At 71.2% G+C, this 23,776-nt stretch carries 16 protein-coding genes; 3 read left to right on the top strand and 13 right to left on the bottom strand.

Annotated features, from left to right (window positions below):
- From GXP76_RS20975 to GXP76_RS20945, 7 genes are all read right to left on the bottom strand, one after another.
- The coding region (locus tag GXP76_RS20975) for a non-ribosomal peptide synthetase (protein WP_242573108.1) at nt 1-6,681 on the bottom strand (6,681 nt) is incomplete at its 3' end.
- A gap of 73 nt (nt 6,682-6,754) precedes the next feature.
- Nucleotides 6,755-8,542, bottom strand: a complete 1,788-nt coding sequence (locus GXP76_RS20970; RefSeq protein ID WP_242573107.1) for an ABC transporter ATP-binding protein — start codon at nt 8,540-8,542, stop codon at nt 6,755-6,757.
- A 44-nt stretch (nt 8,543-8,586) separates the two neighbouring features.
- Nucleotides 8,587-9,639 (bottom strand): iron-siderophore ABC transporter substrate-binding protein, encoded by a 1,053-nt coding sequence (locus GXP76_RS20965; protein ID WP_242573106.1) that lies wholly within the window; start codon nt 9,637-9,639, stop codon nt 8,587-8,589.
- 144 nt (nt 9,640-9,783) lie between these two features.
- Nucleotides 9,784-10,605 carry an ABC transporter ATP-binding protein gene (locus tag GXP76_RS20960; protein WP_242573109.1) on the bottom strand — a complete coding sequence of 274 codons (822 nt, stop codon included), beginning with the start codon at nt 10,603-10,605 and terminating at the stop codon, nt 9,784-9,786.
- Between the two features lie 109 nt (nt 10,606-10,714).
- Nucleotides 10,715-11,830, bottom strand: coding sequence for an iron chelate uptake ABC transporter family permease subunit (locus GXP76_RS20955; RefSeq protein WP_242573105.1), 1,116 nt, complete (start codon nt 11,828-11,830; stop codon nt 10,715-10,717).
- Nucleotides 11,827-12,885, bottom strand: coding sequence for an iron ABC transporter permease (locus GXP76_RS20950; protein WP_242573104.1), 1,059 nt, complete (start codon nt 12,883-12,885; stop codon nt 11,827-11,829). The genes GXP76_RS20955 and GXP76_RS20950 overlap by 4 nt, the downstream gene beginning before the upstream one ends.
- Nucleotides 12,886-12,963: 78 nt before the next feature.
- Nucleotides 12,964-14,319: a lysine N(6)-hydroxylase/L-ornithine N(5)-oxygenase family protein gene (locus GXP76_RS20945; RefSeq protein WP_242573103.1), complete on the bottom strand. Its 1,356-nt coding sequence runs from the start codon at nt 14,317-14,319 to the stop codon at nt 12,964-12,966.
- A gap of 247 nt (nt 14,320-14,566) precedes the next feature.
- Between GXP76_RS20945 and GXP76_RS20940 the strand changes: the two genes are divergently transcribed.
- Nucleotides 14,567-15,514, top strand: coding sequence for a methionyl-tRNA formyltransferase (locus GXP76_RS20940; protein ID WP_242573102.1), 948 nt, complete (start codon nt 14,567-14,569; stop codon nt 15,512-15,514).
- A 45-nt stretch (nt 15,515-15,559) separates the two neighbouring features.
- On the opposite strand, the gene GXP76_RS20935 is transcribed toward GXP76_RS20940, so the two are convergent.
- Nucleotides 15,560-16,501, bottom strand: coding sequence for an aminoglycoside phosphotransferase family protein (locus tag GXP76_RS20935; RefSeq protein WP_242573101.1), 942 nt, complete (start codon nt 16,499-16,501; stop codon nt 15,560-15,562).
- A gap of 79 nt (nt 16,502-16,580) precedes the next feature.
- On the opposite strand from GXP76_RS20935, the gene GXP76_RS20930 reads away from it, so the two are divergent.
- Nucleotides 16,581-17,498, top strand: a complete 918-nt coding sequence (locus GXP76_RS20930; RefSeq protein ID WP_242573100.1) for an aminoglycoside phosphotransferase family protein — start codon at nt 16,581-16,583, stop codon at nt 17,496-17,498.
- 198 nt (nt 17,499-17,696) lie between these two features.
- Here GXP76_RS20930 and GXP76_RS20925 read toward each other — a convergent pair whose 3' ends face one another.
- Nucleotides 17,697-18,344, bottom strand: coding sequence for a class I SAM-dependent methyltransferase (locus GXP76_RS20925; protein WP_242573099.1), 648 nt, complete (start codon nt 18,342-18,344; stop codon nt 17,697-17,699).
- A 184-nt stretch (nt 18,345-18,528) separates the two neighbouring features.
- On the opposite strand from GXP76_RS20925, the gene GXP76_RS20920 reads away from it, so the two are divergent.
- Nucleotides 18,529-20,151 (top strand): MFS transporter, encoded by a 1,623-nt coding sequence (locus GXP76_RS20920; RefSeq protein WP_242573098.1) that lies wholly within the window; start codon nt 18,529-18,531, stop codon nt 20,149-20,151.
- An 82-nt stretch (nt 20,152-20,233) separates the two neighbouring features.
- Here the strand turns inward: GXP76_RS20920 and GXP76_RS20915 are convergent, their stop codons facing one another.
- The 4 genes from GXP76_RS20915 to GXP76_RS20900 form a co-directional block, all read right to left on the bottom strand.
- Entirely contained in the window at nt 20,234-20,755 is a 522-nt protein-coding gene (locus tag GXP76_RS20915; RefSeq protein WP_242573097.1) for a hypothetical protein, read from the bottom strand.
- A 123-nt stretch (nt 20,756-20,878) separates the two neighbouring features.
- Complete coding sequence (locus tag GXP76_RS20910; RefSeq protein ID WP_242573096.1) at nt 20,879-21,748, bottom strand: ABC transporter permease; 870 nt, start codon at nt 21,746-21,748, stop codon at nt 20,879-20,881.
- Nucleotides 21,745-22,359, bottom strand: a complete 615-nt coding sequence (locus tag GXP76_RS20905; RefSeq protein ID WP_242573095.1) for an ABC transporter ATP-binding protein — start codon at nt 22,357-22,359, stop codon at nt 21,745-21,747. The genes GXP76_RS20910 and GXP76_RS20905 overlap by 4 nt, the downstream gene beginning before the upstream one ends.
- A 144-nt stretch (nt 22,360-22,503) precedes the next feature.
- A partial coding sequence (locus GXP76_RS20900; RefSeq protein ID WP_242573094.1) for a wax ester/triacylglycerol synthase domain-containing protein occupies nt 22,504-23,776 on the bottom strand: 1,273 nt, incomplete at its 5' end.

Here is a 23,776-nt window from a genome sequence, read left to right as displayed (position 1 = left end):
GAACAGGAACACGTCACGGGGCGCGATCGGCAGGCCGAGCGCCCTGGCGCGGTTGATCACGGTGATGGCGACGATGCTGTCGCCCCCGGCCATGAAGAAGTCCGTGTCGCCGTCCACGGTGGTGGCGCCGGGCAGTGTGTCGGCGAAGATGCGGACCAGCGCGGCGAGCGCGCCCCCGGGTCCGGACCCGTATCCGGACCCGGGGGCGCCGCCCGGCTCGGCGTCTTCGGTGAACTCCCCCGCCTGTGCGGCTCGTTCGGTCAGGGCCTCGCGGTCGAGCTTGCCGTTGACCGTCAGCGGCAGGGCGTCGACCGGCAGCACCCGGCCCGGCACCATGTGCGCGGGCAGCTTCGTCGCCAGCAGGCGGGAGGAGTCGTCGGGCACCCGGCCCACGACATGGGCGACGAGGTGGTCGCCGCTGTCCGCCACGGTGACGGCCACGTCGACCACACCGTCGAGTTCCCGGACGGCGGACTCCACTTCACCCAGTTCGATACGGAAGCCCTTGAGCTGCACCTGGTCGTCGGCGCGGCCGGTGAACTCCAGCTCGCCGTCGAGCGTCCGGCGGGCGAGGTCGCCCGTGTGGTACATCCGGGAGCCGTCGCCGGTGAACGGGTTCGCCACGAATCGGCCGGCGGTCAGCCCCGGCCTGCCCAGGTAGCCGAGCGAGACCTGGTCGCCGGCGACGTAGATGGCGCCCTCCCGGCCCGGCGGCACCGGCCGGAGCCGGTCGTCCAGCAGATAGGTGGCCAGGCCGGGTATCGGGCCGCCGATCGGGCTGACGTCGTCGCCGGGTCCGAAGTCGTCGTCGGTCAGCACCCGGTGGGTGACATGGACGGTGGTCTCGGTGATGCCGTACATGTTGACCAGTTCGGGCGAAGCGGTGCCGTGGCGCTCGACCCAGCCGCGCAGCCGCCCGAGGTCCAGCGCCTCACCGCCGAAGATGATCCGGCGCAGCGCCGTCACGGGCCGCTCCGCGTGCCGGTCCGCCTCGATGAACTGGTAGAACGCGGACGGGGTCTGGTTGAGGACGGTCACTCCGCGCTCGCGTACCAGCCGGTGGAAGTCGACCGGGGAGCGCGTAAGCCCGTACTCAGGCACCAGCAGCTCACCGCCGTGCGCCAGCGCGCCCCACAGCTCCCAGACCGCGAAGTCGAAGGAGAACGAGTGGAACTGCACCCACACGTCGCCGGGGCCGAAGTCCATGCCGGGTCGGGTGTTCGCGAGGAGCGGGACGACGCTGGAGTGCGGGACGACGACGCCCTTGGGCCTGCCGGTCGATCCGGACGTGTAGATCACGTACGCGGGCTCGCGCCAGTCGGCCGCGGGTTCCGGCGCGTCGGGGTGGGAGCCGGCGGGCGGCGGCTCGTCGCCCTGGACGAGTACGCGGGCCCGCACGCCCGCACGGGACAGCAGCCCGGTGAAGCGGTCGCGCTGCGCACGGTCGACGAGGACGACCTGCGGAGCGGCATCGGCGAGGATGTACTCCAGGCGCTCGTCCGGGTACGCCATGTCGAGTGGTACGTACGCGCCGCCCGCGGAGACGATCGCGACCAGGGCGGTGACCTGCTCGACGGAGCGCGGGACGGCGACGGCCACCCGTCTGCCCGGCCGGACACCGGCCGCGCGCAGTACGGAGGCCAACTCGTTCTTGGCGTCGGCCAGTTCACCGTAGGTCAGGGAGCGGGTGCCGCCGTCGAGGGCGCACTGGGTGACGGCGGTCGCGGCCGGGTCGCGGCGCGCCGCGGCGTCGAACAGCCCGCCGAGGGTGGTCGGCGTGATCCGCTCGGGAGTCCGCCCGGCCCCGGCCGCCACATCGGCGACCGGGGTGTCCGGCCGGGTGAGCAGGCCGGTGAGGGTCCGGGTGAACGTACGCAGGATCGCCTCGGCGCCCGCCTCCCGCAGGAGTTCGCCGTCGTAGATCAGGTTGAAGCGCGGACGCCCGTCGCCCGTGCGCTCCACCACGAGTGTCAACGGGTAGTGCGGGGCGCCCTCGTTGACGATGTCGGAGATACGCAGCCGGTCGTCGGGTCCGCGCAGCGCGTCCACGTCGGTCGCGACGTCGAACACCACCAGAGTGTCGAACAGGGCGCCGACACCGGCCAGTCGGCCGATCCTCGCCAGCGAGACGTGCTGGTGGGGCAGGACCGCGCTCTGGTGTTCCCGGACGGCGGCGAGCAGTTGGCGCGCCGTGGTGGTGTCCGTCCAATCGGCGCGGACCGGGATCGTGTTGATGAACAGTCCGACCATGTCCGCGATGCCGGGCACGTCGGCGTCGCGCCCGGAGACCGTGGAGCCGAACACGACGTCCGTGCCTCGCAGGATGCCGCCCAGTGTCAGGGCCCACGCGCTGTGCACCGCCACGCTCAGCGGTACGCCGGCGGCCCGGACGGCCGCGTCGATGTCGTCGCCGTCCTCGCCGGGATCCACGGAGGTGTCGGCGAACCGGTCGGAGGGGGTGTGCTCCTCGGCGACCAGCGACGGTCCCGGCAGCTCGGCGAGTTCACCGCGCCACACCCGGTCGCTCTCGTCCTCGTCGCGTTCGGCGAGCCAGCCCAGGTAGTCGGAGAAGCCGCCCAGCGGGTACACGGTGCCGGGCGCGTGGTACTCGGCCAGCAGCGCGCGCAGCATCGGCGGCACCGACCAGCCGTCGGCGATGATGTGGTGCACCGTCTGCACCAGGACGTTCCGGCCCGCGCCGGCGCGGATGAGTGTGTACCGCATCAACGGCCCGGTGGCCAGGTCGAATCCGGCGCGGCGGTCCCGCTCCGCGAGGTCGCGGATCTCCTCGTCGGTGATGCCGGGCCGGTCCAGGGTGGTGAACGGCGCCTGCGTACCGTCCTCCTGGACGCAGACCACGCGGCCGTCCGCGAGCGCGGTGAACCGGGCGGCCAGGTTCGGGAACAACGTGAGCAGACGGGTGGCGGCCGCGGCGAGCCGGCCCCCGTCCACCTCGCCGTCCAGCGTGATCAGTTGCTGCTCGACATAGCTGCCGGCCGAGTCGTCGTCGAAGACGGAGTGGAAGTACAGGCCCTCCTGCAGCGGCGTGAGCGGCAGGATGTCGCGCAGCGCCGGTCCGTCCAGGGTGTCGACGTCGGCCTGGGTGAGGGGCACCAGGGGGAAGTCGCTGGGCGAGTGGCCGCCGTGGTCGAGTGCGGCCAGCCCGGTGAGGGCGCTCCGGAAGTACTCCCCGAGCGTGGCGATGTCGTCGTCGGTGAACACTCCGTCGGGCCAGGAGATGGTGGTGACCAGTTCGTACGCGCCGCTCGCGGCGGGTTCGGCGATCGCGTTGAACTCCAGGGCGCGCGGCAGACGCATCCTCGGGTCGCGCCTCTCGCCCAACTGCCTTGTGGTGCCCGCCAGTTGCCAGTCGCCGGAGGCTCCGGCGTCGAAGCGGCCCAGATAGTTGAAAAGCACCTGCGGGGCGGGCGCGTCGAACTCGGCGTCTGCCAGATACCGCAGTGCGCCGTAGGAGACACCGTTGTCCGGGACCCGCGCGAGGTCCTCCTTCACCGCCTTGAGCGCGGCGGCCAGATACTCGGGCGCGGTGAGGTCGGCCGCCGCACCCGGGTCCACGGTCACCGGGAACAGGGTGGTGAACCAGCCCACGGTGCGGGAGAGTTCGGGCTCGAAGCCCGCGGTCCCCGCCACGAACCGTCCCTCGCGGCCATGTCCTTCCAGTTCGATGTGCGCGAAGCTCTGGTCCTGTCCGAGATCGCGGCGCCACCGGGCGAGGGTGACGGCGAGCGCGGTCAGCAGCACGTCGTTGACGCCGGCGTGGAACTTCGCCGGGATCTCGCCCAGCAGCGCGGCCGTGGTCTCGGGACCGGCCGCGACGGTCCGGGTCCTTTCGCGGGCGACGGTGTCGTCCCCGGTCAGGGCCCGCCTGCCGATCGGCCCGTCGGCTCCGGGCAGGGCGCGCCGGAAGTAGGCGCTGTCCGCGTCGAACGCCGCGCGCTCCAGCAACTGCGTCCAGCGCCGGAACGAGGTCCCGACCGGGGGCAGTTCCACGGGCGCGCCGGCGCCGAACTGCCGCCAGGCGGTGGCCAGGTCCTCCATCAGGATCCGCCAGGACACGCCGTCGACCACCACATGGTGGACGGCCACGACCAGGTGCCGTGGCCCGGGGCGCCAGACCGCGCGCAGCATCGCGCCGTTGTCGGGGTCGAGCGCGCCGGTGGCGAGCGCGACGCACTCGTCGAGCGGACGGTCGCTCTCCTGCCACACCGCGTGGGACCGGCCCGCTTCCGGGGCCGGCCGGGCGGGCGCCTGCGGGATGTCGAAGCTCCAGCGCTCGCCCCGCACCAGCCTGGCGCGCAGCATGTCGTGCCGTCCGGCCACGGCGTCGAGGATCGCGTCGAGGGCGTCGGCGGTCAGCTCCGCCGGGGTGTTCAGCACCACGGACTGTACGAATCCGTCGATCGCGTCCGTGGTCTCGCCGAGCCACCGTACGATCGGCGATCCCGCGACGGAGCCGGTCGGCACGTCGCGGTGGTCCACGGTGGTGACGTCCTCGCGGCTCGCCACCGCGGCCAGCGCCCGTACGTTGCCGTTGGCGAAGATCTGCCGCGCCGTGACGTAGAGGCCCGCCTCGCGCAGCGCGCTGAGCAGCGAGATGGCCAGGATGCTGTCTCCGCCGAGCTGGAAGAAGTCCTGGTTGACACCGACCTCGTCCAGCCGCAGCAGGGCGGCGACGGCCGCGCAGACCACTCGCTCGTCCTCGGTGGCGGGCGGCAGGACCGTCCCCGTCCCGATCACGGGCTCCGGCAGCGCCTTCCGGTCGACCTTGCCGTTCGCGGTGAGCGGGAACTCCTTCAGTACGACGGTGTGGGCGGGCACCATGTACTCGACCATGTGGTCGGTGGCCCACGCCCTGACCTCGTCGGCCCGCAGCCCCTCGCTCCCGGCGGCGGGGATCACATAGCCCACCAGGTAGGTGCCGCCGGCCGCGTTCTTCTTCGCGACGACGCAGGTGTGCCGTACGCAGGGATGTTCCGCGAGTCCGGCTTCGACGTCCTCGATCTCCAGCCGCATGCCGCGGATCTTGATCTGGTTGTCGGCGCGGCCGAGGAAGTCCAGCGAGCCGTCCGGGGCGAACCGCGCGAGGTCGCCGGTGCGGTAGAGCCGTGACCCGTCGTCGGCGAACGGATTCGCCACGAACCGGGAGGCCGTCAGGCCGGGCGCGTTGACGTATCCGCGTCCCAGGAGGAAGCCTCCCGCGTACAGTTCGCCGCCGACCCCGACCGGGACGGGGCGCAGTTCGTCGTCCAGTACGTAGAGCTGGGTGTTGGGGTTGGCTCTGCCGATCGACGTCGACAGGCGTTCCGCCGCGCCCCGGTAGATGACGTGCGAGACACCGATCGTCGTCTCGGCCGGGCCGTAGCCGTGGTACAGGGGGATGTCGAGCCGGGTGCGGAACCGTTCGTACAGTTCCGGTGTCAGCACCTCGCCGCCGCACCAGACGTGCCGCAGGCTGTCGAGACGTCCGGTGTCGCCCGCCATCTCCAGCAGGACGTCCAGCATGGACGACACCAGGTAGGTGAAGGTGACGCGCTGCTCGGCGATCACGCTCAGCAGATGGTGCGGGTCGCGTTCACCGCCGGGCCGCAGGACGACCAGCCGGCCGCCGGAGACCAGGGGCAGGAAGATCTCGTTGATGGAGATGTCGAAGGAGAGCGGCGCCTTGAACAGCGACGCGTCGTCGTGGCCGAAGCCCAGGATCTCGTTCACCTGCCAGAGCAGGCGCTCGCCGATCGCCTCGTGCCGGATCATCGCGCCCTTGGGACGGCCGGTCGAACCGGAGGTGAAGATCACGTACGCGAGGGCCGCGCCGGGGACGGACGTCCCGGTGCCCTCGGCGGGGTGGGAGCCGAACTTCCAGTCGTCGATGTCGACTTGCTCGGCGTCGGGTTCACCCGGTCCGGGCTCGCCCGTGGCGTTGAGCTGCAGGACGACCCGGGCGTCCTCGATGACGACGGCCCGGCGCTCGGCGGGCCACTGCGGGTCGAGCGGCACGAAGGCGCAGCCCGCCTGGAGTACGGCGAGCAGCCCGACGACCATGTCGGCGGAGCGGCCCAGCGAGATGCCGACGACCTGTTCGGCGGTGAGACCGCGTTCGATCAGCCGGTGTGCCAACTGGCTGGAGAGCTCGGCCGTCTGACGGTAGGTCAGCGATCGGTGGTCGTCCACGACGGCGACGGCGTCCGGCCTCGTCCGTGCCTGTTCGCGGAACATCTCCACGACGGTCGGGCGGGCCCGGTCGGCCGTGTTGTCGTTCCACTCGGCCAGGGTCCTGAGCCTCGCCGGCGCGCTGGTCGGGGCGATGGTGCCGAGCGGCCGGTCGGGGAAGTCCGCGAGGTCGTCCAGCGCGAGCTGCGCGTCGGCCGGCGCGACTCCTTCGGGGACGGCGATGCTCCAGCCGTCCGAGCCGTCCGCCCCGACCGCGCCGGTCTCCCAACCGCCCGGCCCGGCGCCGCCGTTGTCGACCCAGCCGAGGACGTCGGCGAACAGCGTGCCGGGGGCGAGGTCGATGCCCTCGGGGCTCCGCCCCGTCGCCCAGTACGACAGTCCGACGGCGCACGCTCCGGCGATGGTCCGGTCCGAGTAGTCACCGGTCCGCCGGCGCACGTCGGCCAGACGCGTGGGAGAAAGCAGTACGAGACGAGCGCTCGGTTCCAGCATCGAAGACTCAGCATCCCTTCCAGGCATGAAAAGTTAGCCTAGCCTAACTTAGGTTCGCCTAATTAAGGTGGGCCTAACTACCTTCTCGCCAGGCCTGCCACAGTCGTGCGTACCGGCCACCCAGAGCCACCAGCTCCTCGTGGGTGCCACGCTCCACCACGCGTCCCGCGTCCAGCACGGCGATCCGGTCCGCCGCCATCGCCTGGGTCAGCCGGTGCGCCACGAAGAGCGTGGTCCGGCCCGCGCACGCGGCCAGTACGGCCCGCTCCAGCTCGGCGGCGCCCTCGCTGCCCGCCTCGGCGGTCGACTCGTCGAGCACCACCACCGGCGAGCGCCCCAACACCAGCCGGGCCAGGGCGATCTGGGCGACCTTGGTGACGTCCAGACGCTCTCCGCCCTCCCCGACCGGGGTGTTCAGCCCCTCGGGCAGCGCGTCGACCCAGCCGCCCGCGCCGACCGTGCGCAGCGCGTCCGTCAGCTGGTCGTCGGTCGCGTCCGGCGCGGCGAGCCGCAGGTCGTCGGCGAGCGGACCGGAGAACACATGTGTCTCCTGCGTCAGGATGCTCACCAGAGCCCGCGAACCGGCTTCGTCCAGACCGGCGAGGTCGTGCGACCCGATCCGCACCGACCCGGCCTGCGGGGTCCCGATCCCGGCGATCAGCGCGGCCAGGGTGGACTTGCCCGCACCGGTCGCCCCCACCAGGGCGAGCGAACCGCCCGCCGGAATCGTCAGATCGACGTCCCTGAGGACCGGTTCGCCGGTGCCGGGGTAACCGAACGTCAGCCCCTCCACCGTCACCGGATACGGCGCGGCGTCCGCCGGGGCGACGGAACGGTCGCCCACGAGCCGGTCCTCGGTGTCCTCCGCCAGCACCCCGACCAGACGGGTCAGGCTCGCGCCCGACTTCTGCGCCTCGTCGAAGGTGAACATGATGGCGCCCAGCGGGGTGAACAGCCGGTGGAACATCAGGGGGGCCGCCGACACCTCACCGAGGGTGGCGGCGTCGGCCTCCAACAGGGCGTACCCCACCACGAGGATGAGGACGAGCCCGATGAACTCGGCGCGGTTCTCCCGGCCGACGAACCTGCCGAAGAACCGGAACACCTCGACACCGAGATCGCGCACCCGCCACGACTCCCGGTCGACCGTCTCGCGGACGGACTCCTCCAGGCGGTACGCCCGTACGGTGTCGATGCCGTTCAGCCCACTGATCAGCGCCTGCGCCCGGTCGGCCTGGGCCACGCGCTGTTTGCGGTAGAGGGGGGCGGACCGCGGGAGGTACCAGCGCAGCGCGAGCACGTACGCGGGCAGCGCGCCGGCGCCCGCCAGACCGAGCCGCCAGTCCAGTCCGAACATGCCGACCGTGGCGATGAAGACCAGCACGCCCGCGGAGAACACGGTGGGGATGGCCGTCCGGATGCCCTTGGACAGCACGGCCACGTCGTCGCCGACGCGGGACAGCACATCGCCCCGGCCGACCTGTTCGATCCGCTCGCTCGGCATTCCCAGTACCGCCCGGACGGCGAGCTCACGCAGCCGCGCGAGCAGATCCGCGCCGAGACGCCCGATCAGGTACGTCGACACGGCGGTGGCCGCCGCGCCGAGCAGCGCGGCGGCCCCCATCAGACTTCCGACCGTGACCAGGACCGAGCGCGACTCGCCCTCGACCACCCCGTCGACCACCCTGCCCAACAGGAGCACCGGGAGCACTTGGAGCGCCGCCCCCGCCACGGTGCTGAGCACGGTGGCGAACGTCAGCCACGGTGTCTCGCGGCAGTGCGCCACGACCCACCGGGTGGCCTCGCGCCCGGTCGCCGTCCGCAGGGCCGCCGGGGCCGCGCGGGTTTCGGTGGCGCTCACCCGGACATCGGGTCTCGTCGGTGCCTGATCACGGTCGTCATCCCTTACTTGGCCGACTTGACGAGTTCGTCGATGGCGTACGGCAGAGACGGCAGGGTGCCCTGAGACATGGCCGCGCCGACCGCCGGGCCCTCACTGTCGAGCAGGTAGGACACGTTGCCGTTCTTGACCGCCGGCAGGTTGGCGAACAGCTCGAACTTCTTCAACGCCTCGGTGTCCGCCTTGTCGTTGACGACGAAGATGCGGTCGACGTCGATCAGATCGATGCGCTCGGGGGAGAGCTCGGTGGAGAAACCGCCGTCCGCCAGTTCGTCGATCTTCGTCTGGTACGTGAACCCGGCGCCGGTCACCAGCTGACCGCGCACGTCGGTCGAGGTGAACGGGGAGATCGAGTTCTTGTACCAGGAGATGACGACCGCGGTCTGGTCGGCGAACCCGGGGTTGGCCTTCTTCGCCGTGTCGAGCTTCTCCTGGATGCCCCGCACCATCTCGGCGCCCTCGTCCTCCTTGCCGAGCGACTTGGCGATGTGGGCCGCGTTGTCCTGCCAGGGAGCGCTGAAGGGCTCCTTCTCGGCCTTCGTACGGCCCACGGTCGGGGCGATCTTGGAGAGCTTGTCGTAGCCGGCCTGGTCGATCTCGGAGTAGACCGCGATGATCAGGTCCGGGCGCAGGGCGGCGATCTTCTCGTAGTTGGGGCCCGAGTCACCGTTCTTCATGATGACGTCGGGGCGCGCGTCGCCCCACTTGTCCTTCACCCACGGCCACTGGGTGTTGATGTCGGGCGACTGGCCCTCGGGGTTCGGGTACTGGTCCACCATGCCGACCGGCTTGATACCGAACGCCAGGACGGCCTGGTCGTCGGTGTAGCCGACCGTGACGACCCGCTTCGGAGCCTTCGTGACCTCGGTGGACCCGAACGCGTGCTCCACGGTGACCGGGAACGCGCCGCCGGCGGCAGCGGCCGGGGCGTCGTCGTTCGTCTCGTCCGCCGAGTCGGAACCACAAGCCGTGAGGAGGCCGATGCCGAGGGCGGCGGCGGACAGGGTCGCCGCCAGTCGCCGCCGTGGCTTCGCGAGCGTCGTTCTGTGGAAGAGCATCCGGAATCCCTTGTGATCGCACTGTCCGCTGCGCCCTCGTCTTAGGGCAGCCAAACCTTAACCCGAGCAGGTGAGGTTAGCCTAGCCTAACTTATGAATTCCCTTGGCTGGGACAAGGGTTGGACCGGGCATTACGGGCAGGCGCTACACGTGTGTACGGCCGAGCGGCACGATGATCGGGCTGTCCCCCACCGGCGCGTCGATCACCTGGGCGCGCAGCCCGAACGCCTCGTGCAGCAGTTCGGCGGTGATGACGTCACGGGGATGCCCCTGCGCCAGGATCGACCCCTCTCGCATCACGATGAGGTTGTCGCTGTAACGCGTCGCCAGATTGAGGTCGTGCAGCACCATGACGACGGTGCACCCGCCCTCGTGCAGATCGTCCACCAGATCGAGCACGTCGATCGCGTGCGCCAGGTCCAGATACGTGGTCGGCTCGTCCAGCAGCAGCAGGTCGGTGCCCTGAGCCAGCGTCATCGATATCCAGACGCGCTGACGCTGGCCGCCCGACAGCGAGTCCACCGGACGGTCGGCCAGATCGGCCACCCCGGTCATGGCCAGCGCGCGCTCCACGACGTCGGCGTCGTCCGACGACCACTGCCGCAGCCAACTCTGGTGCGGATGACGGCCCCTGGCGACGAGGTCGGCCACCGTCAGCCCCTCCGGGGCGACCGGCGCCTGCGGCAGCAGACCGAGCTTCTTCGCCACGTCCCTGGTTCTGAGCCGGGCGATGTCGTCTCCGTCCAGCACGACCGTCCCCCGGGCCGGCTTGAGCAGCCGGGTCAGGGTGCGCAACAGGGTCGACTTCCCGCAGCCGTTGGGGCCGATGATGGTGGTGATCACCCCCGGCGGGATCGCGACATCGAGACCGTCGATGACGGTCCGGCCGCCGTACCCGACCGTGACGCCCCTGGCCGCCAGTCGCGCGACGCCGCCGGCGACGGGCCCGATCGCGGCCCCGGTCACGGCCGTTGGCCCGGAACCGGACTTGGACTCGGACTTGGTCTCGGACTCGATCTCGGTGATGGACTGAGCGACCACAAGCCCCCCTTATTAGGATTGCCTAACCTTTTTATCATCTATCCGTCTGTCGGAGGTTCGCCCTCACCAGCAGATAGACGAGGAACGGTCCGCCGATCGCGGCGGTGACCACACCGACCGGGAGACTGTTCGGCAGCGCGGCCCGCGCGATCAGGTCCGCGCCGATCAGCAGCAGCGCGCCGACCAGACCGGAGGCCACCATCGGCGGTGTCGGGAAGCGCACCAGACGCATCGCCACCTGCGGCGCCACCAGCGCGACGAACGCGACCGGGCCCGCCGCGCCCACCGCCACGGCGGCCAGCAGCACCGCGCACAGCAGCAGCAGCGCCCGTACCCGCGAATGACGGACCCCCAGGCCCGCGGCGATCTCGTCGCCGAGATGGATCGGCTTGAACTGGAAGGCGGCGGCCGCGACGACGGCCATGAGGACGAGCGTGCACCAGAGCGCCACCCGGACCTCGTCCCACGACCGGTTGTCCAGCGAGCCGACCAGCCACGCCTGGGCCCGGGCCACGTCCCTGATGTCGGCCTTGACGAGCAGCCAGGTGGTGATCGCCTGCATCACCGCGCTCACCGCGATGCCGATGAGGATGAGCCGGAAGCCGTCGATCCCACGCCGCCAGGCGAGGAAGTAGACGAGCAGCCCCGTACCGAGGCCGCCCGCGAGCGCCGCCGCGGAGAGGCCCACGGAGTTGACCACCGCGGTGGCGGTGCCGCCCGACACCGTCACCAGGAACACCGCGACCGCGCCGGCGCCCCAGGTGATTCCCAGGATGTCCGGGCTGGCCAGCGGGTTGCGCGCGACGGACTGGGTGATCGCACCGGACACCCCCAGCGCGATGCCCACGACGAGACCGGCGAGGGCACGCGGCATCCGCAGATCCATGATCACGAACTCGTCGACCTGCTCGCCCCGGCCGAGGATCGTGGCGATCACCCGGGACAGACCGATGGGGAAGTCACCGACGCCGATGGAGACGCAGAACACCAGGAACGTCGCCGCCGTCAGCAGCAGCGTGACCAGGACCATCCAGGGGCGCCAGACGAAGGAGAGCCGGCCGAGCCGTACGCCGGGCGCGACCGACCGCTTCGCGTCCTTCGTGGTGCCGGCGTCCTTCGTGGCGTCCGTCGCGACGCTTGTCTCATTCATGCGCTCTTGAACTTTCCTCGCCACACGAGGCCCGCGAAGAACGGGGCGCCGAGGAGGGCGACCACGACGCCCGAGTCCAACTCGCCCGGCCGCACCACCAGTCGCCCCACGATGTCACTGACCAACAGGACCAGGGCGCCGAGCAGACCCGCGTACGGCACCAGCCAGCGGTAGTCCGGCCCCGTGAGATAGCGGGCCACGTGCGCCACCATCAGACCGAGGAAGGCGATGGGGCCGCACGCCGCCGTCGCCGCGCCCGCCAGCAGGGTGATGGCGAGGATGCCGACCGTGCGGCTCAGCGCGATGTTCACTCCCAGCCCGCGCGCCACGTCGTCGCCCAGGTTCAGCAGATTGAGGGAGGGAAGCGTGGTCAGCGCGAGTATCAGCCCGGCCGCGATGAACGCGGTCACCGGCCAGATGACGTCGAACCCGACCCCGGCCACGGAGCCCGAGTTCCAGAACCGCAGCGCGTTCAGCGACTTCTGGTCCGACAGCGAGACCGCCGTGGTCATCGCCGCGAGGAACACCGCGACCCCCTGCCCCGCCAGCGCGAGCGTCAGGGGGTTGCCCGCCCCCCTGCCGATGCTCGACAGGCCGAACACGACGACACCGGCGACGGCCGCCCCCAGGAAGGCGAACCAGACGTACTGGAACGGGTTGGTGAGCCCGAACAGCGCGATCGCCGTCACCACGGCGAACGAGGCGCCCGCGTTCACCCCGAGCAGGCCCGTGTCCGCGATCGGGTTGCGCGTGTACCCCTGGATCAGCGCGCCGCCGACGCCCAGGGCGACGCCCGCCACGATCGCGAGCACCGTACGGGGCACCCGCACGGTCTGCACGATGAGCCTGATCTCGGTGAGCCGCTGATCGGAGTCCGCCGCCGCGAACAACCCGTGCCACACCTCGGCGGGACTCAGCGCGCGGGCACCGACGGCCAGTGAGACCACCCCCGTGATCAGGAGGATCACCACCAGCGTGCCCAGTCCCGTGCCCCGGTGCCTCCGGGCCTCCGTACCGCCCTTGGGCAGCGGGCGCTTGACCGCAGTCGTGCTCATTCGACGTACGTTATCCCTTTGATCTACGCGGAAGACATGGCCGGTCGGGCATCCGGCGCCCCCGCCGGCGGACAGGGTTCAGCGTGCGGTGCTGCTGGTTCCGTCGGCGACCCGCCGGGCCTGGCCCGAGGCGGACTTGACGCCGCGGTCCAGCAGCGAGTCGAGGATCTCGCCGACCCGGATCGCGGTGTTGGACAGCAGGGAGGACGTGATGCCGTGCGTGTGCTCCGTACCGCCCTGGAGGTAGATGCCGCAGCGCAGGCCGGGGTCGGTCGCGACGCGGTAGTCGCGCTCGACGCGGACGCGGCCCTCGTCGTCCCGCAGGCAGCGGTCCGCGACCTCGCCGAGGAGGCCGACGGGGTCGGCGGGCCCGTAGCCGGTGGCGAACACGACGACGTCGGCGTCGAGGAAGGACTCCTCACCCGTGACCAGGGACTTGACCGTGGCGCGGGCCTTGTCCGCTGTCTCCTTCACGTCGACCAGCCGGGACACGTTGAGGAAGCGCAGCCGCTCGGTGCCGAGGACCTTCTCCCGGTACATCTCCCGGTAGAGGTCGTCGATCAAGTCGATGTCCACCACGGAGTAGTTGGTGTTCCCGTGGTAGCCCATCAGCCGGCTCTTGATGTCCTCGGGGGCGGCGAAGTACTGGTCGACCGCCTCGGGGTCGAAGATCCGGTTGGCGAAGGCGCTGTCGTCGGCGGGGCTGTAACCGTAGCGGGAGAAGACCGCGCAGATCTCGGCCTCGGGGAAGCGGCGGTGCAGGTAGGCCACGTTCTCGGCGGCGCTCTGCCCGGCGCCCACGACCACGAACCGGGAGGGCGAGGTGCCCTCCAGTCCGTCGACCTTCTTCAGCAGTTCGGAGTTGTGCCAGACGCGGTCACCGCGCTCCACGCCCGCCGGCATCTGGGGCCGCAGCCCGGAGCCGATGACGAGGTTACGGGCCCGGTGGACCACGAGGCCCTCCCCGGAGCGGACCGTCACGTCCAGATACTCCACGGTTCCGTCGCGGACCACTTGTGTGACGCCGACGACCTCGTGGCCGTAGGAGACCATGTCGTCGACCTTGGCCGCGGCCCACTCGAAGTAGTCGTGGAACTCCACCCGCAGCGGGAAGAGGTTCTTGTGGTTGATGAAGTCGATCAGCCGCCCCTTGCTCTGCAGGTAGCAGAGGAAGCTGAACTCGCTGGTCGGGTTCCTCAGCGTCACCAGGTCCTTCAGGAAGGACACTTGCATGGTGGCGTCGTCGATCAGCATGCCCCGGTGCCAGCCGAAGGACGGCTGCTGCTCGAAGAAGTGGGCAGTGACCGGCTCCTGACTGCCGACGCGTGCGTTGTGCTCACTGACCGCGATCGACATCGCCACATTGGACGGCCCGAAGCCGATGCCTATGAGGTCGTAGACCGGTGCTGCGTCGCCAGGAAGAACCTGTGACATGTCACTCCCATTCATACGGGGAAGCCGCCTGTCAGGCGTGGGGGGCAGGTAAGACATACGAAAGGTGGGCACGCCGACGAAGCGACCCCACCTTGAACTTAGGTGAGCCTAAGCTAATCTCCAACGACTGTCGAGTGGGTGTCCTGCGCCGGTACCCGCCGACTGGCCTGCCCGGGGGGCCAGTTGCAAACTAAGGTAAGCCTTGCTTAACTACCCTCGGTCATTCCCTGCTCCGAGGAGGAACCCCATGCGGGTCGTCATGTTCGGTTACCAGACCTGGGGGCATCGCACCCTGCAAGCCCTTCTGGAGTCCGAGCACGACGTGGTGCTGGTCGTGACACACCCCAAGAGCGAGCACGCGTACGAAAAGATCTGGAGCGACTCCGTCGCCGACCTCGCCGAGGAGCACGGCGTCCCGGTGCTGATCCGCAACCGCCCCGACGACGAGGAGCTGTTCGAGCGTCTCAAGGAGGCCGACCCGGACATCATCGTGGCCAACAACTGGCGGACCTGGATCCCTCCGCGGATCTTCGGCCTCCCCCGCCACGGCACCCTGAACGTCCACGACTCGCTGCTGCCGAAGTACGCCGGGTTCTCCCCGCTGATCTGGGCCCTGATCAACGGGGAGACCGAAGTGGGCGTCACCGCGCACATGATGGACGACGAACTCGACGCCGGTGACATCGTGCGACAGGAGTCGGTTCCGGTCGGGCCGGCGGACACCGCCACCGACCTCTTCCACAAGACCGTCGATCTCATCGCGCCGGTGACCGTCGGCGCGCTCGGACTCATCGCCGCCGGGCAGACGGAGTTCACCAAGCAGGACCGCTCACAGGCGACCTTCTTCCACAAGCGGTCCGCCGAGGACATCCGCATCGACTGGGCCTGGCCGGCGGAAGACCTCGAACGCCTGGTCCGCGCCCAGTCCGAGCCGTACCCCAGCGCCTTCACCTTCCACAGGGGCAAGCGGCTCGACGTCCTCGCCGCGGTGGTCTCCCAGGGCCGCTACGGCGGTACGCCCGGCCGGGTCTTCTACCGTGAGGGCGAAGGCGTGGTGATCGTCGCCGGAGCCGACGCCCGCACCGGCCGCAACCACGGCCTGGCCATCACGCGCGTACGGACCGAGGACGGCCGGGAGCTGCCCGCGACGGAGTACTTCACCTCGATGGGCGGCTACCTGACCAACCGCCCCTGAAGCACACCGGGCTGCGACGGGCGGGATCGCCGCCGGCCCCCGTCTTCAGAGTCCCTGGACGTGTTCCGTGAGCAACTCGGCCAGGTTGTCGGCGAATTCGGTGAGCCGCTCCAGCTCCCGTCCGCAGCGGGCACGGCGAAATCCGTGGCGGCGGCCCCAGAACGCGGCCTGGACGGCGTGGAATTGGGCCCAGCGCCGCACGCGCACCCGGTCGACCTCCGCCGCCTCCGAGAAGATGTCCACGACGCGGTGGACGGCCTTGCCCAGATCGTCCGCCCCAAGAAGCGTCAGCGCGCGCGATTTGAGCAGGGTGCCGCCGTCGTAGGCGGGGTCGCCCGCGTACCCCTTGGGGTCGACGGCCAGCCAGGGCTCGCGGTCCGCGCGCAGGATGTTCCTGGCGTGGAGGTCGCCGTGGACGAGGGTGTCCGGCTGGACGCGGCCCAGCTCGCGGGCGGTGTCCACGGCGGCGTCCACGACGCGTCGCGACAGGGCGGGCGCGAACTCCGCCGCGTCCTGGCGCAGTCGCTCCTCCCACTCTTCGGCCCGCCCGGACAGCCGGGGCAGACCGGGCGGCGCTGGGACGGCCAGCCGGCGGTTGATCCGCCCCGCGACCGCCACCACCTCGTCGCCGTCCCCGGCCTCCGCCAGGGTCGAGGTCCGGACGCGTTCGAGCAGCATCGCGTAACGCTCGTCGTCGCGCGCGTGCAGCAGGACGGCCCCGCGACCGCCCCAGGCAGCGAACGCGTCCGGTTCATGCACATTGCCGGTGTGCGGGAACGACACCTTCACCACGGCGGCCGACTCGTCCCGCCGCCGCACCGGGACGATGACGCCGACACCCCCGTGCATGATCCCGCCGTCCGGCGCACATCCCCAGCGCTCCAGGATCTCGTCCACGATCCCGGGCAGTTCCGCGAGCCACGCGGCCCCGGGCTCTCCTTCACGCGCGACGGTGCTCCGCGCGAACGCCTCCGGTACCTCGATCATCCGGGCACCCTACGCGCCGCCGTCGCCGCCGATCGCCTCCGGCGTACGGCGGCGGAGCCACCCACTACCGTTGCCCGGCATGACGGACACCAGGACGGACATCACGGCGGAACTGATCCGGGATCTGCTGCGCGAGCAGCACCCCGACCTCGCGGACCACCCTCTGGAACTCGGAGCGCGTGGCTGGGACAACCAGGTGTGGCGGCTCGGCGACGACCTCGCCGTCCGGCTGCCCTGGGCGACCGAGTCAGCGGACGGGCTGCTGCGCAAGGAACACGCCTGGCTGCCCGTCCTCGCCCCGCACCTTCCGCTGCGGGTCCCCGTACCGCAGCGCCTGGGTGAGCCCTCGGAGCGGTTTCCGCGGCCCTGGCTCGTCACCACCTGGGTACCGGGCGAGCCTGCCGACCGCGCCCCCGCGACGCGCGCCGCCGAGGCGGCCGAGACCCTGGCCACCTTCCTGACGGCCCTTCACCGGCCGGCGCCCGACGAGGCGCCCGAGGGCCGCCATCGCGGGGGCAGGCTGACCGACACGGCCGAACACTTCACCCGCGAGCTCGCCTCGGCGACCGAGATGGGACTGATCCGCCACCCGGACGCCGTTCGCGCGGTGTGGGAGGACGCCGCAGCCGCGCCCGAGTGGACGGGCCCGCGCCTCTGGCTCCACGGTGATCTGCATCCGGCCAACGTCCTGACCGCGGACGGCACCATCTCCGGCGTGATCGACTTCGGCGACCTGTTCGCCGGCGACCCCGCCTTCGACCTCGCCGCCGCCTGGATCCTGCTGCCGGACGGCGGCACGGACCGCTTCCACGACGTCTACCGGCCCACCGCGGACGCCGCGGCTCTGCGCCGCGCCCGCGGCTGGGCGGTGCTGCGCGCCCTGACCGGCATCCACATCGGCGAGGCCGGCGTCCGCGGCCGCCCGGGAGGCAAGCCCACCTGGGGCCCGCCCGCCCAGGCCTCACTGCGACGCCTCACCGCGTCGCTCCACCGGTGAGCGAAGGCTCGAACCACGGGAACACCGGCTCGACTAGGGCCTGTCCGGCGGATCTTCGGGGATCAGCCCGGGGCGTCTGGTGCGGTGCATCGCAAGGCGGAAGATCGTGCTCGTACTGGACATACTTGGACGAGTCTGACAACGCGGCGAGGTGCCGTGCCAGGCGCTCCGGGCCCCCGAAGATCCGCCGGACAGGGCCTAGGCTCTGTGGGCGAGCAGTTGAACTTCCCGGAACTGCCGCCGGTCGGTGGGCCGGGGCTCGCGGACCATCCGGGCGATCTCGGTCAGCCCGGCCTCGCGCAGCATCGCGGCGAGGTGATCGGGCCACCACCGGTAGGCCGGCGCGACCGCGTGATCGAAGACCTGCGTCAGGACGGACGGGTCGTCGGTTGCCGAGAAGCCGATCAGAAGGTGACCGCCGGGCGCCAGCACCCGATGGAACTCCCGCAGGATGACCGGGAGTTCCGGCGGCGGGGTGTGAATGACGGACCAACGCGAGAGTACGCCGCCCAGCACGCCGTCGGCGATGTCCAGCGCGGTCATCGAACCCACGTCGAACCGCAGGCCCGGATACTCCTGCCGGGCCAGCCCGATCATCACCGGAGAGGCATCGACACCGAACGCCGTCAGCCCCAACTCCCCCAGATACGCGGTGATGTAGCCGGGTCCGCACCCCAGGTCCGCGACCCGGCCGTCCCCGCTCGCGCTCACGGCCTCGGCGAAGACTCCCAGCATCGCGCGGTCGAGGGGACTGTCACGCAGCGTGTCGCTGAACAGTTGCGCGTAGGTGACGGCAGCGGCGTCGTACGCCTCACGGGTGGCTTCGAGGGCATCGAGTTCGACCATGCCCGCGACAGTATCCCCCGCCCCGGTCCCCGGTGCGAGCCGGGGAATTCCCGGCCGGCCGCCGGACCTCGGGAGGCCCTGACAGGTTCCCCCGGCTGGCCCGCGCGGTGAAGAGGGGGTCGGGCCGCCCGAGGGAGATAGTCGGGGACGGGTACGCCCGCCGGGCCGAGAAGAGGGAATGAGCATGACTGAGAACGAGCCGGACGGCTCCCGTCCGTCCCGCGCCGCAGACGCTTCCGGGGGCGGCCCGCACGGTCACGCTCCCGGCGGTCCCCGGGCCGGGCGCCCCCCGACCGCGCTGAACAAATGGTGGACACTGACGGCCGTGTGCCTGGGCACGTTCATGCTGCTGCTCGACATCACCATCGTGAACGTGGCACTGCCCGACATCCAGCGGTCACTGCACGCCAGCTTCTCCGACCTCCAGTGGGTCGTCGACGCGTACTCCCTCACCCTCGCCTCCCTGCTGCTCACCGCGGGCAGCCTCGCCGACATGTACGGCCGCAGGAAGCTCTATGTGATCGGCCTGGTGATCTTCAGTCTCGCGTCGCTGCTCTGCGGGCTCGCCGGCAGTCCGCTGATGCTGCAACTCTCCCGGGGCATCCAGGGAGTCGGCGGCTCCATCATGTTCTCGGTCTCGCTCGCCCTGCTGGCGGACGCGTTCCGCGGCAAGGACCGCGGTGTCGCCTTCGGGATCTGGGGCACGATCACCGGCCTGGCGGTGGCCGTCGGACCGCTGCTCGGCGGTGTGCTCACCACCGGGCTGTCCTGGGAGTGGATCTTCTACGTCAACCTGCCGATCGGCGCGATCGCCGTCGCGATCACCCTGGTCAAGGTCGCCGAGTCCCGGCAGCCGGGGGCCCGCCACCCCGACTGGCCGGGCTTCGTACTCTTCACCGCCGCCCTGTCGAGCCTGGTGTACGCGCTCATCCAGTCGAGTCACGACTCGTTCTCCGACCCCGTCGTCATCGGGTGCCTGGCCGCGGCGGTCGTGCTGATGTCCGCGTTCGTCGTGGTCGAGCTGCGAACCCGGCAGGCGATGTTCGACCTGTCGCTCTTCCGGAAACCGACCTTCACCGGTGGCCTGGTGGCGGCCTTCGGTCTCAGCGCCTCGATCCTGTCGATGCTGCTCTACCTCGTGCTCTACCTCCAGGACGTGCTCGGATACAGCGCCCTGGGCGCGGGCATGCGGCTGCTGCTGATCTCCGCGGGCATCCTGGTGGTGTCGACGATCTCCGGACGCCTCTCGTCGAGAATGCCGGTGCGATTCCTGATCGGACCCGGTCTGCTGATGATCGGTGGTGGGCTGCTGTGGATGCGGGGCCTCGACGCCTCCAGCGAGTGGACCCATCTGATCCCGGGCATGATCATGTCCGGGGCCGGTCTGGGTCTGGTCAATCCACCGCTGGCGTCGACCGCCGTCGGTGTCGTGGAGCCGGCCCACGCCGGTATGGCCTCGGGCATCAACTCGACGTTCCGTCAGATCGGCATCGCCACCGGTATCGCCCTGCTCGGCACCTTGTTCTCCAGCAAGGTCAAGTCCTATGTGAGCGAGCACATCGGCGGCATCCCCGGCATCGGGGAGTTCGGCACGCAGCTCTCCACCGCCGTCCAGTCCGGCACGGTCACCCAGGCTCTGGGCTCCCTCCCGCCCGAGGTCCGCGACCCCGTCAAGGATCTCGCCACGGCGGCCTTCACCTCGGGCCTCAACGAGATCCTCCTGGTCGCCGCGCTCATCGCCCTCGTCGCCGGTGTGGTCTCACTCGCCGCGATCCGCACCAAGGACTTCGCCCAGTCCCCCTCGTAACGGCACGCGGTCAGGCGGTCCGGCCCGGCTCCCGGAGTGTGTCCGGGCAGCCGGGCCGCGGCCTTGTCATGCGGCGGGGGCGCTACCAGCCGGTCTTCACGCCGTTGTAGGCCTTGCGGCAGTCGGCGTTGGTGGCCTCCACCGCGAGCTTCCCCATGACGTTCTGCCAGACCTTCTTCGCCACCTTCTCCAACTCCCTCGTCTCGGCGGGGACGTTCGGGGCGTACTTCTTGAGCGTCCCGATCGCGGAGGTGGTGAACTTGTTGCACACAGGTCCGGCGGCGTTGCGGTAGCGGGTGTCCAGGTCCGTGGCCACCGCCTGGCCGTTCCTGGTGGCCCAGTTGTTCCAGGCGGCGCACGCCTTCTCGGTGAACGCCCCCTGGTCGGCCTCGCTCAGGCTCCCGAACTCCTCCAGCGCGCCGCTCTGGACCTTGTCGGGGACCGTGAAGTCCGCGACGGGGAACTTGTCGAGGGTGGTGAGCAGCGCTTCCTGACACGCGGGCGGCAGCGGAGCCGCCTCGGCGGAAGCGGGGAAGGTCAGGGCCGAGGCGGACAGGAGAGCCGCGGTGACGACCGTGCTCCGGACGGTGCGCGAAAGAGTCATGGGGGTGGTGCTCCTTGCGTGGTGATCCTGATGGCCGGGCGGCGAATCGACGCCCGGTTCCAGAACGATCTCAGGCTCCCGCAGGTCACGCACCCGTCGGGCGGAACGGGGGCGGTCCACCGGTCAGTTGGGTCCCGCGCGCTGTGCGACCGCGCCGGGCTCCGGTACGTGCGCGGGCGCGTCCGCGTTCGCGCCGGGCACGGGGCGGTCCGCGGTGCGTCGCTTCCGTTCCGGTGGGAGCGCGTCGCGGGTACGCCGGCGGAAGACCATGAAGCCGGCGAGCGCCGCCACCAGGAGCCACAGCAGCTGGACGGCGAGTCCCTGGAGCACCGGCGCGGTGGAGAAGGCCGCGGACATGCTGGCCTGTACGGCTCCGTACGAGGGCAGGAAGCGCACGACGGCGCTGTCCGACCCGGAGCTGGACAGGGGGTTCTGCAGGGCGACGTCGATGATGCTGATCATCAGGATCGCGAACATGCCCTCCACCTCACGGCGGAGCACCGAGCCGAAGACCACGCCCAGGGCGCCGTAGGTCAGGGCGGCGCAGAACAGCGCGGCGGCGAGCACGAGGGGCTGCCGTGGTGACCAGGCGAACCCGGCGGCGGCCGTGGCGTACGCGGCGACGGCGGCGCAGACCAGGGTGAGCGCGGAGAGCTTGGCGAGGAGCAGGTGGTGACGCGGGTACCCCGCCATGGCCAGGCGCCGGTCGAAGGCGCCGCCCGTGAAGGTGGCGGCGAACATCATGAACCCGGCGATCAGGGTGACCGCGTTCAGCGCGCCGGTGATCTGTGTGAGGTGGTTGCCGGGCGGGGTCAGGACCTCGCCCGTGGCCCGCAGCCGGAACGGGGCGGGCCGGTCGGGAATGGTCACGTAGGCCAGCGCGATCCACAGAGGGATGTACACCACCACCAGCAGCATCGCGAACCGGTTGCGGGCGTGCCCGATCAGCGCGTACCGGGACGCCGTGGTGAACAGGGACCAGTGCCGCCTCATGCCGCCGCCTCCGGGCACCGGTCGCGGTGGTGGAGACGGCCGTCCTCCAGGCGCCACAACTGGTCCAGCCGCTCGACGTCGTACGCCAGGTGCGAGACGACCAGCACCGAGCGTCCGGCGTCGCGCAGCCTTGTCGCCAGCTCCCAGAAGCGCAGGTACGTCTCCCAGTCGAAGCCCTGGTAGGGCTCGTCGAGCAGCAGCACGTCGGGGTCGTGCATGAGCGCGAGGGTCAGGTTCAGCTTCTGCCGTGAGCCGCCGCTGAGCAGTCCCGCGCGCTCGTCGAGGTACTCGGTGAAGGCCAGGGTCTCCATCACCTCCTCGGCGCGCCGCAGATCAGCCAGCCCGAAGGCGTGCCGGAAGAAGTCCAGGTGCTGGCGGACGGTGAAGGAGTCGTCCAGGACGACGGACTGCGGGCAGTAGCCGAACCGGCCGCTGTGCCGCACCGAGCCCCGGTCCGGCCGGAGTTCACCGGCGAGGATCCTCAGCAGGGTCGTCTTGCCGGCGCCGTTCTCCCCGACGATCCCGGCGAGGACGCCGGGCCGCAGCCGGAGGTCGACGCCGCGCAGAACGGCGCGCCGCCGGTAGGAGTGGTGCACATCTGCGACATCCATCGCGCTGCTCCGTCGTGCCGGGTCTTCCGTATGGCCACGGAAGCCGTACGCGTCTTCCGGTGGGCGGCGGAACGTGTCCGCCCGTGCCCAACGAGCGGACGGCGCAAGGGAAACGGCGCCGGGAGCGGTTGGGCGACAGCGCGCTCACACCGGCGCGGAGGCCTTCTCCAGTTCACCTACGGCCTGCTCCCACAGCCGCGGAAGCAGTTCCCCGAGCGGGAGGGCGCGGTCGGCCACGAAGGAGGTCTCGGCCCACTCGCCGAAGTACGACAGCCCCACTCCGAAGAGGTGTCCGGGCACGAGGAGGGGGAGCAGGGCGACGCCCGTCACCCGGCTGTTGCCCAGCCCTCCCTTGTCGGCGACCGGCATGGACGTGGCCATGACGTCGGTGACGCGCGGGGAGAGCATTCTTCGCATGTACCACGCGGTGGGACGGTCCGGCATGTACTGGACCAGGTCCTGGATGGCCTGCCGCCACCTCTCGCCGCGCAGCCTGCGGGTCGTGGCCATGACGTGCTCCAGCCGCCGCAGGGGCGAGTCGCCGTCCCGGTGTCCGGTCCCCCGTGCCGGGGCGGTCCGCACGGGGAGTTCCAGCGGCAGGGCGAAGCAGCGGTTGCCCCAGGTCTGTTCCTCGTCCGGGCGGCGTGCGTCAACGGGCAGCAGCGCCGTCACCCGGGGAAGCGGTACGCCGGACCGGGCCGACCAGAGCGCCAACGCCCCGGCGAGCGCGGCCAGATGGACGTCGTGGGCCGATCCGCCGTGGGCCTCGGCGATCCGGCGGAGGGTGTCGGCCGGTACGCGGCCCCGCGTCAGCCGCCGCTCTCCCGTGGGGGCGACGGGGAGGACGGCCGGACGCCGGACGCGAACGGCGAGTGAGCCGGCCAGGAACATCGTGCCCAGCCCGACCGCCGTGCCCACCCGCCGGGGCAGACCGGCCAGGCGCCCCTTCCCCGGCACCGGGCGGTCCGAGGGCTCCCCGTCACCCAGCATGGCCCGGAAGGTCATCGCGGCGGCCGAACCGTCCTGGCAGGCGTGGTGGAAGCGGTAGCACACGGCGTACTCGTCGGGCACATGGCCGTGGACCAGCCAGATCCCCCAGCGGGCGCCGGGCGCGAACGGCGCGTCGAGCGCGGTGTGCAGGGCGGTGTCCCACCCCTCGGGGCCCTTCGCGACCACCTCGTGGACGTGCCGGTCGACGGTGAAGTCCGCGTCCGGCAGCCAGCGGGGGCGCCGTGTGCCGCCCCCGATCCGGCTCGTGTGGAGGGGCAGCCGGCGCAGGCGTGAGCCCACGTACGCGCGGAAGTCCGCCAGGCCCGGGGGCGGGCCGCTCAGGTACGCGACACCGCCGGCGTCCCAGCGGACGCCGGGGTGGCGGCGCTCCATGCGGAGGAACGCGCGGTCGACCGAGTGGGCGGGG

The sequence above is a fragment of the Streptomyces sp. NP-1717 genome, assembly GCF_022695985.1.
GTDB lineage: Bacteria > Actinomycetota > Actinomycetes > Streptomycetales > Streptomycetaceae > Streptomyces.
Note: the sequence above shows the minus strand (reverse complement) of the source record. Positions and strands in the feature narration are given on the sequence as shown.